Raw genomic sequence first — 17,499 nt, forward strand, 5'->3', positions numbered from 1 at the left:
TGGTGTGAGTACGATTCTATTGGCGGCCCTGATGGTCGCCAATTTACCTTTTATATCGAATCGTTTGTTTTTTGTATTTCAATGTAACGGGAAAAAAGGATTGCAGTGGCGATTGCTTGAGCTACTGATTCTATATTTTCTATTAGGTGCGGTATCAATATTGATTGAACGTCAGTTTGGCCCCGTACAAGCGCAAAAGTGGCAATTCTATGCTTCGACAGCAGCTGTCTTTATCGTGATGGCTGCGCCAGGATTTATATTTCGTTATTTGTGGCGAAAACCTGGCATATAGAAAATAGCAATGAGTGTTGCGAAAGGGGAAAAGATTCCCTATAATGCGTAGCTCTTTAGGCGCGTAGCTCAGCTGGTTAGAGCACCACCTTGACATGGTGGGGGTCGTTGGTTCGAGTCCAATCGCGCCTACCACGACATAGAACAAGTTAGCATTCGTTGAATAGAAATGGCTATGTTAACTTGTATAAAAAGTGCAGCCTAGCTGCACTTTTTTTTTGTTCGCTGATTTATAGTACCCAATTTACCTGTAACGAGTTAGAAGGGCCAAACAATGCCTATCGTAACGCTTCCTGATGGTTCGCAGCGTACCTTTGAAAATGCTGTTTCTGTTGCAGAGGTGGCTGCAAGTATTGGTGCGGGTTTGGCACGCGCTGCGTTGGCTGGAAAGGTCAATGGGCGATTGGTTGATACCTCTCACGTAATTGATCGTGATGTTGCGCTCGCAATTGTTACTGATAAAGACGCAGATGGATTAGAGGTCATTCGCCATTCAACTGCACATTTGCTTGCTTATGCTGTGAAAGAATTGTTCCCTGAGGCTCAGGTGACTATTGGCCCGGTCATTGAAAACGGCTTTTATTATGATTTTGCTTACAAGCGTCCTTTCACACCAGAAGATTTGGTCGCAATCGAAAAGCGGATGAGCGAGTTGGCCAAGCGCGATATCCCGGTTACACGCGAAGTTTGGCAGCGTGATGACGCTGTTCGCTTTTTTGAAGAGCAAGGTGAACGCTATAAAGCAGAACTGATTGGAGCAATCCCTAGTGGCGAAGAAGTCTCCCTATATCGTGAAGGGGATTTTGTCGACTTATGTCGTGGTCCGCACGTGCCGTCAACTAGCAAGTTGAAAGTGTTCAAGTTGATGAAGGTGGCTGGTGCCTATTGGCGAGGTGACGCACGAAATGAAATGTTGCAACGTGTCTACGGTACTGCTTGGGCGAAGAAAGAGGATTTGGATGCTTACCTGCACCAATTGGAAGAGGCAGAAAAGCGCGATCACCGGAAAATCGGAAAGCAGCAGGACTTGTTTCACTTGCAGGAAGAAGCACCTGGGATGGTTTTCTGGCACCCTAAAGGCTGGACTATTTGGCAGACTGTCGAACAGTACCTGCGCAAGGTTCTGAAAGAGGCTGGCTATCAAGAGGTACGGACGCCGATGGTAATGGACCGTGTGTTATGGGAGCGATCTGGACACTGGGAAAACTATCGTGAGAATATGTTTACGACAGAGTCGGAGAAGCGTGATTACGCAGTAAAGCCGATGAACTGTCCTGGTCACGTTCAGATTTTCAATCAAGGATTGAAGAGCTACCGTGATTTGCCAATGCGGATCGCGGAGTTTGGCGCTTGCCATCGAAATGAACCTTCCGGATCGTTGCATGGCATCATGCGGGTTCGTGGATTTACGCAAGATGATGCTCATATCTTCTGTACGGAAGAGCAGGTTCAAGAAGAGTCCATGCACTTTATTGAGCTGTTGCAGCGTGTGTACTTGGACTTTGGTTATGACCAGATTTTGGTGAAACTTTCTACTCGCCCGGAAAAACGAGCAGGCACTGACGAAGTTTGGGACAAGGCGGAGGCTGCATTGGCAGATGCACTAAAAGCCAAGAGTTTGGCATTTGATCTTCAGCCTGGTGAAGGTGCATTTTATGGGCCCAAAATTGAATTCTCTTTGAAAGACTCGATTGGCCGAGTATGGCAATGTGGCACATTGCAGTTGGATTTTGTGCTACCAGAGAGGCTTGATGCTGAGTATATTGCCGAAGACAATGCACGTAAACGGCCGGTAATGTTGCATCGTGCAATCCTGGGTTCGATGGAGCGATTCTTGGGTATTTTGATTGAGAACTATGCCGGAAGCCTCCCGTTATGGCTGTCTCCAGTGCAAATGGTTGTTTTGAATATTTCCGAGACTCAGTCGGATTATGTCAAAGAAGTTACTCAAAGCCTTAGAAAAGCGGGCTTCCGTGCAATCTCGGACTTGAGAAACGAGAAAATAACCTATAAAATTCGCGAACATAGTTTGCAGCGTTTGCCTTATCAGCTGATTGTCGGCGATAAAGAGAAGGCTGCAGGATTGGTTGCCGTGCGTACCCGCCAAGGCGAAGACTTGGGGCAGATGACGGTAGAGGCCTTTATTGAGCGCCTTTGCCAAGAAATGCCGGGTAGCACGGTTTAGTTTTTATACGACTTGGAGACACTGCTATAGCTCAGGAACGTGAACCACGGATCAACGGCGAAATTGATGCGTCGCAAATCCGTTTGGTGGGTCAGGAAGGTGAACAGCTCGGTATCGTTACGCTTGCTCAGGCAATGAGCTTGGCGGAAGAGGCTGAGGTTGATTTGGTTGAGATTGCCCCGCAGGCTCAGCCGCCGGTATGCCGTTTGATGGACTACGGCAAGTTCAAATACCGCGAGAGCAAAAAGCGCCATGAAGCCAAGCTGAAGCAAAAGCAGGTCCAGGTTAAGGAAATCAAATTCCGACCTGGCACGGATGAGGGTGATTATCAGGTTAAGCTTCGTAATCTTCTGCGTTTTTTGCAGGAAGGTGACAAGGCTAAAATTACTCTGCGGTTCCGCGGTCGGGAAATGGCTCACCAAGAGTTTGGTGTGGCGTTGCTGAAGCGTGTTGAAAGCGACCTAGCCGAAGTAGGGGCTGTTGAACAGTTCCCGAAGATGGAAGGACGCCAGATGGTGATGGTTATCGCACCTAAGAAGAAATAAGGTGCAAGGATTTGCCGAACAGAGCAGTCTGTTTGGTAAATTGGTTGGTAACGGGTTTCAAGTGCTGTAATCGCAGCCACCTTTTACCGAATATAAGGAGAGCATTATGCCGAAGATGAAGACCAAGAGCGGTGCTGCAAAGCGCCTCAAGGTTCTGGGTTCGGGCGGTGTTAAGCGCAGTAAGGCTTTTAAGCGCCACATCCTGACCAAGAAGACCACAAAGAATAAGCGTCAACTCCGTGGTACGACGATGGTTCACCCGACGAACATGGGTCATGTTCGTGCGATGTTGCCCTACGCTGCCTAAGGAGATCGAATTATGCCAAGAGTAAAACGTGGTGTAACGGCGCGCGCGCGTCATAAGAAAGTCCTCGCCCTAGCGAAAGGCTATCGTGGTCGTCGTAAGAACGTCTATCGTATCGCTAAGCAAGCGGTAATGAAGGCGGGTCAATATGCTTACCGTGACCGTCGTCAGCGTAAGCGTCAGTTCCGTCAATTGTGGATCGCACGTATTAACGCTGCTGCCCGCGAATGTGGTCTGACCTACAGCAAATTCATGAACGGCCTGAAGAAGTCCATGATCGAAATCGATCGTAAGGTTCTGGCCGATCTGGCAGTGTTTGATAAGCCCGCTTTTGCTCGTATCGTCGAGCAAGCTAAAGCCGGCCTCGCTGCTTAAGCTGTCTGGAAGATGAAAGGGAGGCAAAAGCCTCCCTTTTTTTCCGACTAAATTTTCCCAAGCTCGGCCGGGCTTGTTGTTTTTTCCACATTATCACAGACCCATCATGCAGAATCTGAATGAAATATTGGATCGTGGTTTAACCGAGCTGCAAGCGGTACAAGACCAAGTTGAACTAGAGCAGGTCAAAGCTAGATATCTGGGTAAAAGCGGCGCGTTGACTGAGCTCCTCAAACAACTGGGGCAGCTACCTGCAGAAGAAAAACGCACGGTGGGTGCGAGTATCAATCAAGCAAAACAGAAATTTGAAGCGGCATTGAATGATCGCCGCGACGCGTTGGCAAAATTGGCTCTGGAAAAGCAGTTGGCTGCCGAAGCGCTGGATGTAACGTTACCGGGTCGCGGTCAGCACACCGGGGGATTGCATCCAGTTACGCTGACGCAGCAGCGTATTGAAGCATTATTCCACTCCATGGGCTTTGAGGTCGCTGATGGCCCTGAGATCGAAAGTGATTTCCACAATTTTGAAGCGCTGAATATTCCTAAAGATCACCCGGCACGGGCGATGCAGGATACTTTTTACGTTGAAAATGGTGACGTGCTGCGTACTCATACCTCACCTATCCAGATTCGATACATGCTGTCCAATCAGCCTCCTATCAAGATTATTGCGCCAGGACGTGTCTACCGCGTTGATTCGGATGCAACGCATTCACCCATGTTTCACCAGATGGAAGGGTTGTGGGTGGATAAAGATGTCAGTTTTGCCGATTTGAAGGCGGTCTTGATTGACTTCCTGCGACGCTTTTTTGAGCGTGATGATTTGCAAGTTCGCTTCCGTCCTTCGTTTTTCCCATTTACCGAGCCATCTGCAGAAATTGACGTTTTAGGCGCGCGTGGCTGGTTGGAGGTTGGGGGCTGCGGGATGGTGCACCCAAATGTATTGCGCAATGTGGGGATCGATAGCGAAACCTATACTGGCTTTGCTTTTGGCATTGGTTTGGATCGCTTCGCCATGCTGCGCTATGGCGTAAATGACTTGCGACTGTTCTTTGAGAACGATCTGACATTCTTGAAGCAGTTCAATTAAACAGACGCCAAGTGGAAACGAGCTTATGAAATTTTCAGAAAAGTGGTTGCGCAGCTGGGTGAACCCCAGCATGAATTCCGAGCAACTTGCCCATTTGCTGACAATGGCAGGTTTGGAAGTTGAAGAAAATGACCCGGCCGCACCTGACTTTACGCAGGTTGTTGTGGCAGAGGTTCTGTCCGTTACGCGCCACGCAAATGCAGACCGACTCAATGTTTGTTCGGTGAATATTGGTACAGCAGAACCGTTACAAATTGTCTGTGGTGCACCCAATGTTGCAGTTGGTGTAAAAGTACCGTGTGCATTGGTTGGTGCAGTCTTGCCGGGTGATTTCCGTATCAAGCAAGCCAAAGTACGTGGTGTTGAGTCGTTTGGTATGTTGTGTTCGGCAGATGAGCTGGGCATGCCTGCAGACGTTGACGGATTATTGTTGTTACCGAGTGATGCCCCGATTGGCGCTGACTTCCGAGAATACTATGAACTGAATGATCGGGTTTTGGTCCTCAAGCTGACCCCAAATCGTTCAGATTGCTTATCCATTCAAGGTATTGCCCGTGATGTAGCTGCCATTACAGGAGCGGAAGTTCATCCGTTGAAGGTGCCACCTATCGTGGCAACCATTCAGGATACCCGCAGCATTCAGTTGCAAGCGGAGGCTGCTTGCCCACGTTACTGTGGGCGCGTTATCCGCGGCGTGAACGCTGTCGCACCTACCCCAGCATGGATGAAGCGCCGTCTGGAGCGTAGTGGTGTTCGCTCGATCTCATCAATTGTCGATATCACAAACTATGTATTGCTTGAGCTTGGTCAACCAATGCATGCGTTTGATCTGGACAAGCTAGCCGGCGGTATTCAAGTTCGTTTCGCGCGCGATGGCGAGCAAATTGCACTGCTCAATGACAAGATCATTGAGCTTAAAGGCGATATGTTGGTGATTGCTGACGAAGTAAAGGCGTTGGCATTGGCTGGGATCATGGGTGGTGCCGAAAGCGCCGTTGCTGACGATACGCAGGATATCTTCTTGGAAAGTGCATTTTTTGCACCAAAGGTGATTCACGGCAAATCTCGTCGTCTGGGTTTCGGATCGGATTCCTCCTATCGCTTTGAACGTGGTGTTGATTTTGCCGCTACTCAGCTTGCGATGGAGCGTGCAACTGCGCTGGTATTGGAAATTTGTGGTGGTCAGGCTGCGCCGATTACAGAGGCAACGGCTGCTCTACCGGCGCGACCACCTGTTAAGCTTCGCGTAAGTCGCGTTGCCAAAGTATTGGGTGTTGGATTGGCTGCGGATTTGATTGTTAATCTACTGTCCCGCTTGGGTTTGCACGTGGAAATTGCAGGGGACGTGATCGCCGTGACGCCACCTTCGTTCCGCTTCGATATTGAGATTGAAGAGGACCTGATCGAGGAGGTCGCACGTTTGTATGGTTACGATACTGTACCGGTTCGGCCGCCCAAAGCATCTTTGGCGATGTTGCCACAACGTGGTTTGAAGCGCCCGATGTCGCAGGCAAAGCAAATGCTGGCAGCACGCGATTATCAAGAAGTCATCAATTATTCGTTTGTGGATGCGGCTTGGGAGGCGGATTTCGCCAATAACTTGAGCCCGGTCAAGTTGCAAAATCCCATTGCCAGTCAAATGAGCGTGATGCGTTCCACAATGTGGGGGGGGTTGATCACTACGTTGCAGCACAATTTGAATCGTAAGCATGAACGTGTACGTGTATTCGAATTGGGGCGCGTTTTTGTTCAGCAGGCGGATGAATTGACGCAGCCAGAGCGCTTGGCTGGCTTGGCTGCGGGTAGTCGTTATGCTGAGCAATGGGCAGCAGGTGCTGAACGCGTCGATTTCTATGATGTGAAAGCAGATGTTGAAGCTATGTTGCAGCCGTTGGTTGCTCGCTTTGAAGCCGCAGTGCATCCGGCTTTACATCCTGGCCGTTCCGCGCGCATTTTGGTTGATGGCGAATGTGTGGGTTGGTTAGGTGAATTGCATCCTCAATGGGTACAGAAATACGAATTGCATCAAGTACCTATCGTTTTTGAGATTGATGCAGGTATCATTGCTCGTCGTATGGTTCCAGAAGCGCGTGCTATTTCCAAGTTCCAGGCCGTGCGTCGGGATATTGCCGTTGTGGTGGAAGAACAGATTGCAGTTCAGCAACTGATGGACTCGCTTGTTGATGAAAAAATAAGTATAATCAGCGAGATAGCGTTATTTGATGTGTATCGTGGCAAGGGTGTGGACGCTGGCTTCAAGAGCTTGGCTTTCCGCGTCATGTTGCAGGATATGGAAAAAACGCTCACTGACGAAGAGGTGGAGGCCGTAATGTCCCGGCTGGTCAGCGTGCTGAGTGAGAAGCACGGCGCTAAACTAAGAGTGTAGGGAGTATTCATGACGTTAACAAAAGCCGAATTGGCTGATTTGTTGTTTGAAAAGGTTGGGCTCAATAAACGCGAAGCCAAAGATATGGTTGAATCGTTCTTTGAGGAAATTCGGGCATCACTGGAGTCAGGAGACAGTGTCAAGCTGTCGGGTTTCGGTAATTTCCAGCTGCGTGATAAACCGCAGCGCCCTGGCCGCAATCCGAAGACCGGGGAAGAAATCCCCATCACTGCACGCCGTGTCGTGACGTTCCATGCTAGTCAAAAGCTGAAGGGAATGGTCGAGAAACGTTATGGTGGAAACAGTTCCAACAACTGATTTACCGCCGATCCCCGCCAAGCGCTATTTCACCATTGGGGAGGTCAGCGACTTGTGCGGGGTGAAACCCCACGTATTACGCTACTGGGAACAGGAGTTTACTCAGCTCAAGCCAGTTAAACGTCGAGGTAATCGACGGTACTATCAGCATCATGAGGTACTACTGATACGCAAGATTCGGTCGTTGTTGTATGAGCAAGGTTTCACAATTAGTGGCGCGCGACATCAATTAAGTGAAGATGGAGTGGCGAATGGTCATCGGGATACTGAATTACCATTTTCTCCTTCTAAGTCAATGTCGGTTTCGCAATTGCGAAATGAGTTGGTCAATATTCTGCAGTTTCTTGAAAGTTAACTGCAGTTTTTTTAAAAAAAGTACTAGTATTATTTTCTGGTTTTGCTATAATTCCGGCTCTTCGTCGGGGCGTGGCGCAGCCTGGTAGCGCACTTGCATGGGGTGCAAGGGGTCGCGAGTTCGAATCCCGCCGCCCCGACCAAAAATTAAAGTGCATTGCAAAATTGTGGTGCAGTGAAAGGGTAGTAAATACCAAATTTTTTGGTATAAAAATAAATATGCCGTCTTAGCTCAGTTGGTAGAGCACCTGACTTGTAATCAGGGGGTCATCAGTTCGAATCCGATAGGCGGCACCAAATATAACGCGAATCTCAATGAGGTTCGCGTTTTTCTTTTTTGCTTTCAAGGCTATTTGATTTAAATATATTTTAGAGCTGTTCAAATCAATGCCAGCTACTTAGCGGGTATTGTATTGAAGTCATTAGGCTACAAAAAGCTTCTCACCATTTGCGATATGGAATGCCATTGGTGCCGGTATCGGGGCTGGTAGAATAAACATCGAATACATCTGCACCGGGTTGTGGGTTTTCATTGGTGCTTTGCGAGTTGCGTAGCCCCCAGGTTTTATCGGGGGCTGCATTCTTATTCTTGAAAAATGGATCGCGAGGTAGTTGGCGAAGATAGAAGATTTTCTGGCCTGGATTTCTTAAGTCATTGACACCATTGACCAGTTCTCCTAGTGAGCGAGGATAGAAGGATTCACTTTTAAGTCGGGGGATTCGCTCCGCCTCCGAGTCGGCTTTGTAGGTATCGATCGCTTTTCGTATCTCAGCGAGTGCTTGCTTGAGCTCTGCCTCTTTCTGCTTTTTGGCGGCATTTAGCGCAATGGGTGTTGCCATCGTAGCCAAAATGGCGACAATAGCCAAGGTGACTAGCACCTCCATCAGCGTGAAACCTTTGTGCATTTTATTGGCGTGTATGATATTCATTCGCCAATTGTAACGTGCTTGATTGATATGGGACAGTATGGCTGATGGTCGTAATACCTAAGCCGATGATCTGTAAAAAACAAAGGCGGCTGCTGGGCTCGCCTCTGTTTTTATTGTTTGGCGTTATCGATCAGCCAGTGCCATACGCAGCAATTCGCGCTTCAATACCAGTTCCTGAGGTAAGCGTTCCTTCAGTTTTTCAAACAGTTCACCATGCTCATCCAGCTCTTTTTGCCAGAGTGCTGCGTCAATTGAGGTGACCTGTTCGAAGTCAGCTCTTGTAAAGCTATTCAGGCCACTCCAGTCGATATCCTCATAGGCGGGCATCCAGCCTAGTGCGGTTTGGCGGGCGGGTGCTTTGCCTTTACAGCGATTGACGATCCACTGCAGAACTCGCATGTTTTCGCCAAAGCCAGGCCAAATGAAGTTGCCGCTGGCATCGGTACGGAACCAGTTGACGCAGAAGATGCTTGGTTTTTCGTCGACGATATGGCCCATCTGCAGCCAATGGTTGAAGTAGTCACCCATGTGGTATCCGCAAAATGGCAACATGGCAAATGGATCGCGGCGTGTCTCACCTTGTTTGCCCATCGCAGCAGCAGTGGTTTCCGAGCCCATGGTTGCTGCCATATAGACACCGTAGTTCCAATTGAATGCTTCTACGACTAGTGGTACGGCGTGTGAACGTCGGCCGCCGAAGATGAACGCAGAAATCGGTACGCCTGCCGGATTTTCCCAGTCTGCATCAATAGACGGACATTGTGAGGCTGGTGCGGTAAAACGAGCATTCGGGTGAGCAGCTTTGCGGCCGGTCTCTCGTGCAATGTCAGGTGTCCAGTCTTTACCTTGCCAATCGATCAGGTGTGTGGGCGCCTCTTTACTCATACCTTCCCACCATACATCGCCGTTATCAGTCAACGCGACATTGGTGAAAACGCAGTTTTCTTTAAGAGTGGCCATGGCGTTCGGATTGGTTTTTTCCGACGTGCCCGGTGCCACACCAAAATAACCTGCTTCAGGGTTGATGGCATACAGGCGGCCATCATGACCTGGCTTGATCCATGCAATGTCGTCTCCAATCGTGGTGACCTTCCAGCCGTTGAACGACTTGGGGGGAATGAGCATGGCAAAGTTGGTTTTGCCACAAGCTGACGGGAAGGCTGCCGCAACATAGGTTCTATCACCTTCGGGAGACTCTACGCCAAGAATTAGCATATGCTCCGCCAGCCAGCCTTGATCACGGCCCATGGTCGATGCAATGCGAAGGGCAAAGCATTTCTTGCCTAACAGGGCATTACCACCATAACCGGAACCGTAAGACCAGATTTCCCTTGTTTCAGGGAAATGCACGATGTACTTAGTTTCCTTGTTACAGGGCCAGGAAACGTCCTGTTCTCCTTGTGCCAACGGCGAGCCCACGGTGTGCATGCAAGGAACATATTCTCCCTCTTCACCTAATACGTCGTAAACTGCTTTGCCCATGCGGGTCATGGTGCGCATGCTGATGACCACGTATGGGCTGTCAGTAATTTCTACCCCAATGTGTGCAATCGGGCTGCCCAATGGGCCCATTGAGAACGGCACGATATACATCGTGCGGCCACGCATGCAGCCTTTGAATAGTTCGTTCAATGTGCTGCGCATTTCATCTGGTGCAACCCAATTGTTATTTGGGCCGGCATCGATTTTCTCTTTGGAGCAGATGAACGTACGATCTTCGACTCGAGCGACGTCAGAAGGGTCGGAACGGGCAAGAAAGCTATTGGGACGGAGGGTGGAGTTGAGCTTGATGAGCGTGCCGGATTCAACCATTTGTGCGCAGAGGGTGTCATATTCCTCTTGTGATCCGTCACACCAGTAAACCTTTTCAGGTTCACACAATGTGACCATTTCGCGAGCCCATTCAAGCAAGTACTTATTTTTGACGTAAGCGGGCGGGTTAAGCTGGCCCGCACCGGCCATAGTCGATGACAGCATAAATTGATCTCCTGATAAAACAAAAAAAGAAACATCTTCGGCCCGGAGGTGGTATCACATGAAGCGTGTGATCGAACTCCAAGAACTTGGATTGTTTCCTTGGCGGAATCGCTCCGCCTGGGCGCTTACCGCAACCGCTGTCTTGATGGCCTGGGTTATTGTTGGCCGCAGCTTGGTTGTTTGATTGGAAGCTTGTTATATATGCCAACATCACCTACATTCGTTTGCATTTCTGCACAGGATGCTGCTGTTGACATGACTATTTTTAGACCATTTTAACTGAAGACGATGCGCTCGTCGCCACGTGTTGTCATAAAAGTGAGCTAGGCTTATGAATTATCTATCTATTTCTGATTGGTTGGCATTGGCATTTTTCTTTGCTTGCTGGTTTGGCTATGGCTACTTCGCTGACCGGGAGACCGAGAACGGACGTAGCCTGACACATTACATACAGGCACATCGCTTGCAATGGATGCAACGTTTGCTGTTGCGAGACAACCGCATTACCGATTCTGCATTGGTTGGCAACCTGATCAACAGCGTATCGTTCTTTGCGACGACATCGATGTATATCATCGCTGGTATTCTGGCCTTGATGGGAACATCTGAACAGGTTATGTCATTTGTGGCAGAGCTTCCATTGTCACCAGGTGGTATTAGCAAAGCGGGTTGGGACATCAAGTTGATTTTGATGTTGGTGATTTTTATCTATGCCTATTTCAAGTTCACCTGGTCACTTCGGCAGTTCAATCTGTTGTCGATTCTGATTGGTTGCGCGCCCATGCCGGATCAGGGAAGCGAACACGCGGCATTTGCGGTCAAGGCGGCTACAATCAATACGCAGGCAGGGGAGGAATTCAATCGTGGTGTGCGCGCCTATTACTTTGGATTGGCCGCAGTCGCTTGGTTTGTAAGGCCTGCGGTATTCATGGCAGCCATTGCGCTGATTGTCTATGTTTTGTATCGGCGAGATTTTGGATCGCGGACGTTGGCGGCGATGCGGGGTGATTTAAGTTGAAATGAAAACAGGCCCATTAAACCGGGCCTGTTCCTGACGGAATAACAGCCGATCAGTTCTGCATTGGCTGGATATTGCTAGCCTGCTTGCCCTTCGGACCTGTTACGACGTCAAATGAGACCCGCTGACCTTCTTTCAGGGTTTTGAAACCCTGAATCTGGATGGCGGAGAAGTGTGCGAATACATCCTCGCCACCTTCCGTCGGGGTGATGAAACCAAAGCCTTTTGCGTCATTGAACCATTTTACGGTGCCAGTTGCCATTTTCCCTCACCTACTTGTGTTGCAATCCAACTTGTTGTGTTGTGTGGTTTGTTTTCGAATCCAGACGACTAGTTTGTAACGGTGTTACTCGTAGAGTCCAAATTCTAGAACGGCATTTAAGAGCAAACCCTGTCACGAGTCAAGAGACTTGTGATGACGCATGAATAGATTACTGTAAACGTTTGAAGTGATATGCATTTTTCTGCATAAGGTAAGCCTGATGTATGCGCTATTTCAAACGGTATTTTGCCTTGACTGCATTGACTAATCGGCGAGCTTCTTGTTGTTCTTCTTTGCTCAGCTGTGCTTCAAGTGTGGATAGTTGCGAACGTGCGGCACCATTTCCCCCTTGGGCTGCAATGCTCAGCCAAGTAAAAGATTTGACATTGTTTTGGGCCAGTCCACCACGTCCATGCAGGTACATCAGCCCCAGGTTGTATTGTCCCATGGCATTGCCTAGTTCTGCGGCTTTGCGGTGCCAGGATGCCGCTTGCTCGTCATTGCGCTCTACACCTTTGCCCGTCATGTAAAGAAAGCCCAATGTGGCTTGAGCTTCTGCCAAATTTTGTTCGGCCGCCTTGCGATACCACGTGACCGCTTCACCCAGGTTGCTGGCAATTTCCTTGCCGTTGCGATAGGCCGTAGCCAAATCCAACTGGGCTTGGGCGTCACCAGCTTCGGCACGCTGTTTCAGTCCTTGTAGTGGATCTTCCGTGGGCACTGGATTGGTTTGTAACGAAGGGGGCGGGGTATCCATGATGTTGCTTGGAGATGTCGGTACCTCTGATTTATCCGGTACTGTGGAAGCTGGAATAGATGTTATAGGCGGCATGACCTGCACAGGGGCAGCGGCCGGTGTCGTTGTGAATTCAGCAGCAGGCTCTTCAGGTTGCCACAGAGCCCAGATGCCTGTGCCAAACGCTACTAGGATTCCAGCGCCAATAGCGGCATAGGTTGTCATCTGCTGCCGTTTTTCCGCTTTCTGCCGCGCGGCATCCAGCGCACCACTGAGGTGGCTGTCACGTGGTTTGGGTTGAAACGGGTCCGCGTTGGTCGCAGCAATTACCTCAGTGCGTGGGATGTAGGCGCTGACAGGGGTGGGGGCCAATGATGGGACGGAACTGTGTGATGGAACTGTATCGACCAATGTGGGTTGCGGATCAAGTTCAAAGCGGCGCAATTGGCTAAGCAAGGCATCAAAATGGTGATACCCACCCTGCCAGAAAGTTTTTTGCATGCGCTTGAGAATCTTTGGCAGTTTCTCTTGGTGATAAGCGTTGAAATAATCAATACGATGCAGCGAGATCTGCGAAAACCAGTAACCCAAGCTGTGCATATCAACGTGCCAATCCAGGCGATTGGCCTGCAAGCTGGAAAGTAATGTGGTGTCGTATTTGCTTTTGCTGATTTCCGACAGTTCAAACCAACCTAGCTTGTCCGCTTCATTGACTACGCGTAAATAGCTTTGCCAATCGGCATGAATGGCCTCTTTGGCGAGGGCGGACAGGTAGCTGGCATTCTTGTGGTCGGGGTCAATGAACAGAGGCTTTTCAAGAGGGTGTTGATGACTGTGCGCGTTGCTGAAATCAATCAGCCGGATTGAAGTGAAATCAATGTATCGGCTGGAGTCAAGGTTGATACAGATGGCATCCGGGCGTAGGCTGGCGTGCACAATGCCTTTCTGGTGAAGGCTTTCTGCAATTTCACATACTCCAATCATCAAACGGATCAGGTCACTTGAGCGCTGGAAAGGGTGATCCAGATTGCTGGTTGGTGTGGCCAGCCATTGCGATAGGGTGTAGCCCGGTGCTTCAACCACAAGAATACGTCGTTCTACATCAACCCCGATGAATTTAGCAACATAGGGATGCTGGTGATTGAATTCCTGTAAAATGCGTGCTTCCTGGCATAGCCAGTAAGCGGCACCAGGATGGACAGGTGATAGTATCTTGCACCATCGCTCGGTGTGTTTCGAGCTGAGGAATTTTTCGATCTGAATGATCGGTGCCGGGGTGCCGGGTTGTTCGCCGAGGTTGGACATATGGGTGCGCAACTTTGTCGATGTTGATCGGTCTTTTGATAAGCCGCAACTGCATCGGCATGCTTGTGTTGCGAAGGATTATGCCATATTCCTGCGCGCATGCCTGCTCGTGGGGCGTACCGTTTTGAATTTATCGTCAAGGTGCGAAATGGACTTCGACCTTGATGGTTGTAGTATGAGGATGACACATGATCAAGCGTATTGCGATGTTGTCGGTAGGATGCCTGATGCTGGGAGCGAACTTGGTTTGGGCCGAAGATGGTCCGCCACCGTTGCCGGGTGATGTACCTGGTACTGCGACAGCAGTCCAGGCGTCATCGTCTGCAGCCAAGTCAACTAAGCGTGACTATCTGCAGCGTAAGGCTGTGACAACCAACAAAGGAAAACGTAAATCCGCCGTGAGCAAGGGGGGGAAGGCCAAAGCAGCTAAAGCGGTTAGTGCCAAGCGGGGCGGGGTTGCGAAAAAAGCTGGGAAAAAGCGTAAATAACTAGCACAATCATAAAAAGCGGGGCTGCATGTGCAGCCCCGTTTCTATTGGTGGGTTCGATTTCTATCGAGCGCGCGCTAGATTTGATGGGCGTATCAGATGTGCCCGGACAGTATTGAAAAGCTGCTCGGTCAAAATCGGGCTGAGGATAAAAACATGGGGCGAATGACGTCGAATACCAATGGGTACTTCCGTTCCGGATTGCTGTGTCGGCTCAGTGGCACGATTGATGTATCACACTGAGAGGCTGAATACTGGCATTGAGGGCCTATTTCATCCGGATACTTGCGCTGACCGTACAATTCTTGGGAGACAACCCGCTCTGTGAGCTAGGCTAATTTCTTCACTTGGGGATATCGGTATGAATGTTGATTTCGTACCATGGGTAGAAATCTGTTTGGCGCAGAAGCAAAAACTGCTAGCTGGGATAACAACTTCCCGCTTAATGTGGTGTCTATCTAACAGTAAGGTCTGGCCAAGCCGGGCTGTATCATGCCTCAGCCAGCCGGGAGTGTCGGAGAGAGTGGTCGTTTTCTTGAAAAAGCAGGGAAGGCGAATGTTGATTTGGTCAAAATTGGCACCCAGCCTTGCCTGCATACGGGATAGAAGGTTGCGAAAGTGCTCTTGAGTCAATGGCGTCTGCTGGCTTCCTGCATAAGGAAGTCTCTGCAAAACATGTCCCCGATCCAACGGAATGAGGTGAGCGATCGCCGGTAAATAGACGGTGGGAACTGACATGTAGGTACGGCCAAATACATACCATACAATGCGGCGTTTATGCTAGGTGCTGGAAATAGCTTAGTGGTTATTTTTATGGTGCAAATTTAGCGCGGTTGTGACGGTAGTCGTGTTGTCATCATGCCGTTGCACCGCTGTTATATAGTGAGTTGAAACCACCCGATGGAGTGAGACCGATGTTGTATCCCGAACTGTTTGCTTCGCTGGAAAAAGCCCGTTGGAACTTGCAGGAGGACATTCCCTGGAGCAAGTTTGACGGTTCTATGCTGACCGACGAACAGGCACAGACGGTCAAGATGAATGCGATTACTGAATGGGCGGCGCTGCCGGCAACGGAGATGTTCCTGCGCGATAATCGCGATGATTCCGACTTCAGTGCGTTCATGTCGATCTGGTTTTATGAAGAGCAGAAGCACGCGCTAGTGTTGATGGAATACCTGCGTCGTTTCCGTCCCGAGCTGTGTCCAACGGAGGCGGAATTGCATGCGGTCCGGTTTGATTTTGATCCGGCGCCAAAATTGGAAACGCTGATGCTGCATTTCTGCGGTGAGGTGCGACTGACTCAGTGGTACCGCCGGGCATCGGAGTGGCATACCGAGCCAGTGATCAAGTTCATTTACGAGACTATCTCACGTGACGAGGCGCGTCATGGCGGGGCCTACCTGAAGTACATGAAGCGGGCCATTGAGCGTTGTGGATTGGAAGCCAAGCGTGCATTTGCCAAGATCGGCGTGTTGATGGCATCCAGTAATCGTGCGGGCAAGCCCTTGCATCCGACCAATCTACATGTGAATCAGTCCTTGTTTCCAAATGACACGGTGCAAAGCCGTCTACCTGATCCGGATTGGTTGGAACGCTGGTTGGACAAGCAGATCCAATTTGGTAAGGAGTGGGAGGAGCGTGTGGTAGGAGGGATCTTGCGCAATCTGTCGAGCCTTTTTGATTCAGAGTTCAAATCGGTGGCTGATTTGAACCGCTTCCGCAAAGGTTTGGCGCCTTCTGTTTAATTCGTATGGTGCCAAATATTGATATGTTTTGTGCCCAGAGTGAGATTGAAATCGTGCTGACGATTTCGGTTTGACTCTGGTGATGAAAACTACGGTCATTGGCCTTGGGATTGGGGCATGCCTGGTGCTGGGTTGTGGCTCCATGAACATCATTTCCCCATGATCCTGTCTTGGTGGTTCAGTGACGTGCCCAGTCGTAAATAGCCTGAATATCTGCCGGCGTTGTACGACAGCAACCACCAATCCAGTTAGCCCCGGCGGTGTGCCAGCTTTGTGCTGCTTGCGCAAAACTGGCCAGCTCCGCAGCGCCTTGCCAGGTTTTGCTCAAAGGGTCGTACTGTTCACCTGAATTAGGATAGGCCAGTAAGGGTTTATCCGTTACCTGCCTCGCTAGCCGCAACAGGCTTGACACAAATACCGGCGAGGTGCAGTTCACGCCAATTGCCAATAACTGTGGCACGTTGGCCAGTTCTGCCACGCAAGCATCAAAGCGATCACCCTCACAAATGTGCATTTCATCCTTGCAGGAAAAGCTTATCCAGGCTTTTGCCTGAGGAAACTCGTCATATAGTAACCTTGCCAGTACACGGGCTTCCTGCTGGCTGGGGATAGTTTCGAACGCCAGTAGATCGGCCCCTGCTGCAAGTAGTACCGCAATTCGCTCGTGATGGAAGTCCCTTAGCTGGGCATCATCCAGACCATATTCACCTCGATATTCGGCGCCATTGGCAAGGAATGCCCCATAGGGGCCGATCGAGGCTGCTATTAACGGCCGGATGGCATCCGGTCGCTGCTGCATGAAGGTATCTCGTGCCGATTGGGCAAGTTCAACCGATTTCATCATCAGCACTCGTGCTTCCGCATGGCCAATCCCGCGTTCGGCTAACCTGGCAAAGGTGGCCTGATAGCTTGCGGTTGTGGCCACATTGGCGCCGGCCATGAAATAGTCGAGGTGTACCTGAGCGATCATCGCCGGCTGTTCCATCAACAATCTAGCCGACCAGAGCGAATCGTTCAGTTTGGCACCACGTCGTTCCAGTTCAGTTGCCAAGGCGCCATCTAGGATTATCACCCGCTGTTGATTGGTAATGGCTTGAAGTGTGTCGAGGGTGTTCATGCGGGTATCGATCAGTCACTGACTTGTGATTGAACATTGTAAACCTTGTCGACAACGTCAGGTAATATTGGGC

18 protein-coding genes and 3 tRNA genes are annotated in these 17,499 nt (G+C 50.0%); 15 read left to right on the forward strand and 6 right to left on the reverse strand.

Features of this window, described 5'->3' with window-relative positions; genetic code table 11:
* The first annotated feature begins 4 nt into the window (after window positions 1-4).
* The 12 genes from FFS57_RS00395 to FFS57_RS00450 all read left to right on the forward strand — a co-directional run bounded on the left by FFS57_RS00395 (window position 5) and on the right by FFS57_RS00450 (window position 8,145).
* Complete coding sequence (locus tag FFS57_RS00395; RefSeq protein ID WP_249383823.1) at window positions 5-292, forward strand: DUF2818 family protein; 288 nt, start codon at window positions 5-7, stop codon at window positions 290-292.
* 57 nt (window positions 293-349) lie between these two features.
* Window positions 350-426, forward strand: a tRNA-Val gene (locus FFS57_RS00400).
* Between the two features lie 139 nt (window positions 427-565).
* The gene (gene thrS / locus FFS57_RS00405) at window positions 566-2,476 is read left to right on the forward strand and encodes a threonine--tRNA ligase (RefSeq protein WP_137935770.1); all 1,911 of its coding nucleotides are present in this window, start codon (window positions 566-568) and stop codon (window positions 2,474-2,476) included.
* A gap of 26 nt (window positions 2,477-2,502) precedes the next feature.
* Window positions 2,503-3,021 (forward strand): translation initiation factor IF-3, encoded by a 519-nt coding sequence (infC, locus tag FFS57_RS00410; protein WP_171013496.1) that lies wholly within the window; start codon window positions 2,503-2,505, stop codon window positions 3,019-3,021.
* A 106-nt stretch (window positions 3,022-3,127) separates the two neighbouring features.
* The gene (gene rpmI, locus FFS57_RS00415) at window positions 3,128-3,328 is read left to right on the forward strand and encodes a 50S ribosomal protein L35 (protein ID WP_137935772.1); all 201 of its coding nucleotides are present in this window, start codon (window positions 3,128-3,130) and stop codon (window positions 3,326-3,328) included.
* Window positions 3,329-3,340: 12 nt separating this feature from the next.
* Window positions 3,341-3,700, forward strand: coding sequence for a 50S ribosomal protein L20 (rplT, locus tag FFS57_RS00420; protein WP_137935773.1), 360 nt, complete (start codon window positions 3,341-3,343; stop codon window positions 3,698-3,700).
* Window positions 3,701-3,806: 106 nt separating this feature from the next.
* On the forward strand, window positions 3,807-4,790 hold the full coding sequence (gene pheS / locus FFS57_RS00425; RefSeq protein WP_137935774.1) for a phenylalanine--tRNA ligase subunit alpha: 984 nt from the start codon (window positions 3,807-3,809) through the stop codon (window positions 4,788-4,790).
* Window positions 4,791-4,815: 25 nt separating this feature from the next.
* Window positions 4,816-7,176 (forward strand): phenylalanine--tRNA ligase subunit beta, encoded by a 2,361-nt coding sequence (gene pheT / locus FFS57_RS00430; protein ID WP_137935775.1) that lies wholly within the window; start codon window positions 4,816-4,818, stop codon window positions 7,174-7,176.
* A 9-nt stretch (window positions 7,177-7,185) separates the two neighbouring features.
* A complete protein-coding gene (locus tag FFS57_RS00435; RefSeq protein WP_137935776.1) occupies window positions 7,186-7,494 on the forward strand; it encodes an integration host factor subunit alpha in 309 nt (102 codons plus the stop codon).
* Window positions 7,469-7,849, forward strand: coding sequence for a MerR family transcriptional regulator (locus tag FFS57_RS00440; protein WP_137935777.1), 381 nt, complete (start codon window positions 7,469-7,471; stop codon window positions 7,847-7,849). The genes FFS57_RS00435 and FFS57_RS00440 overlap by 26 nt, the downstream gene beginning before the upstream one ends.
* A 65-nt stretch (window positions 7,850-7,914) precedes the next feature.
* A tRNA-Pro gene (locus FFS57_RS00445) sits at window positions 7,915-7,991 on the forward strand.
* A gap of 78 nt (window positions 7,992-8,069) precedes the next feature.
* Window positions 8,070-8,145 (forward strand) — tRNA-Thr (locus FFS57_RS00450).
* Window positions 8,146-8,289: 144 nt separating this feature from the next.
* Here FFS57_RS00450 and FFS57_RS00455 read toward each other — a convergent pair.
* Both FFS57_RS00455 and FFS57_RS00460 read right to left on the reverse strand, forming a co-directional pair.
* On the reverse strand, window positions 8,290-8,778 hold the full coding sequence (locus FFS57_RS00455; protein WP_249383824.1) for a type II secretion system protein: 489 nt from the start codon (window positions 8,776-8,778) through the stop codon (window positions 8,290-8,292).
* 123 nt (window positions 8,779-8,901) lie between these two features.
* Complete coding sequence (locus tag FFS57_RS00460) at window positions 8,902-10,755, reverse strand: phosphoenolpyruvate carboxykinase (GTP) (RefSeq protein WP_249383825.1); 1,854 nt, start codon at window positions 10,753-10,755, stop codon at window positions 8,902-8,904.
* A 331-nt stretch (window positions 10,756-11,086) separates the two neighbouring features.
* Here FFS57_RS00460 and FFS57_RS00465 point away from each other — a divergent pair, with 331 nt between their 5' ends.
* Window positions 11,087-11,773, forward strand: coding sequence for a DUF599 domain-containing protein (locus FFS57_RS00465; RefSeq protein ID WP_137935778.1), 687 nt, complete (start codon window positions 11,087-11,089; stop codon window positions 11,771-11,773).
* 52 nt (window positions 11,774-11,825) lie between these two features.
* Here FFS57_RS00465 and FFS57_RS00470 read toward each other — a convergent pair whose 3' ends face one another.
* Both FFS57_RS00470 and FFS57_RS00475 read right to left on the reverse strand, forming a co-directional pair.
* Window positions 11,826-12,035, reverse strand: a complete 210-nt coding sequence (locus FFS57_RS00470) for a cold-shock protein (RefSeq protein ID WP_137935779.1) — start codon at window positions 12,033-12,035, stop codon at window positions 11,826-11,828.
* Between the two features lie 229 nt (window positions 12,036-12,264).
* Window positions 12,265-14,076, reverse strand: coding sequence for a Sel1-like repeat-containing protein kinase family protein (locus tag FFS57_RS00475; RefSeq protein WP_137935780.1), 1,812 nt, complete (start codon window positions 14,074-14,076; stop codon window positions 12,265-12,267).
* A gap of 188 nt (window positions 14,077-14,264) precedes the next feature.
* Between FFS57_RS00475 and FFS57_RS00480 the strand changes: the two genes are divergently transcribed.
* Window positions 14,265-14,564, forward strand: a complete 300-nt coding sequence (locus FFS57_RS00480; protein WP_137935781.1) for a hypothetical protein — start codon at window positions 14,265-14,267, stop codon at window positions 14,562-14,564.
* A gap of 273 nt (window positions 14,565-14,837) precedes the next feature.
* On the opposite strand, the gene FFS57_RS26195 is transcribed toward FFS57_RS00480, so the two are convergent.
* Window positions 14,838-15,302, reverse strand: a complete 465-nt coding sequence (locus FFS57_RS26195; protein ID WP_137935782.1) for a GTP cyclohydrolase, FolE2/MptA family — start codon at window positions 15,300-15,302, stop codon at window positions 14,838-14,840.
* A 176-nt stretch (window positions 15,303-15,478) separates the two neighbouring features.
* On the opposite strand from FFS57_RS26195, the gene FFS57_RS00490 reads away from it, so the two are divergent.
* Complete coding sequence (locus tag FFS57_RS00490) at window positions 15,479-16,309, forward strand: ferritin family protein (protein WP_137935783.1); 831 nt, start codon at window positions 15,479-15,481, stop codon at window positions 16,307-16,309.
* A 178-nt stretch (window positions 16,310-16,487) separates the two neighbouring features.
* On the opposite strand, the gene mmuM is transcribed toward FFS57_RS00490, so the two are convergent.
* Entirely contained in the window at window positions 16,488-17,426 is a 939-nt protein-coding gene (mmuM, locus tag FFS57_RS00495; RefSeq protein ID WP_137935784.1) for a homocysteine S-methyltransferase, read from the reverse strand.
* Between the last annotated feature and the right edge of the window lie 73 nt (window positions 17,427-17,499).

The organism is Chitinivorax sp. B (genome assembly GCF_005503445.1).
Lineage (GTDB): Bacteria > Pseudomonadota > Gammaproteobacteria > Burkholderiales > SCOH01 > Chitinivorax.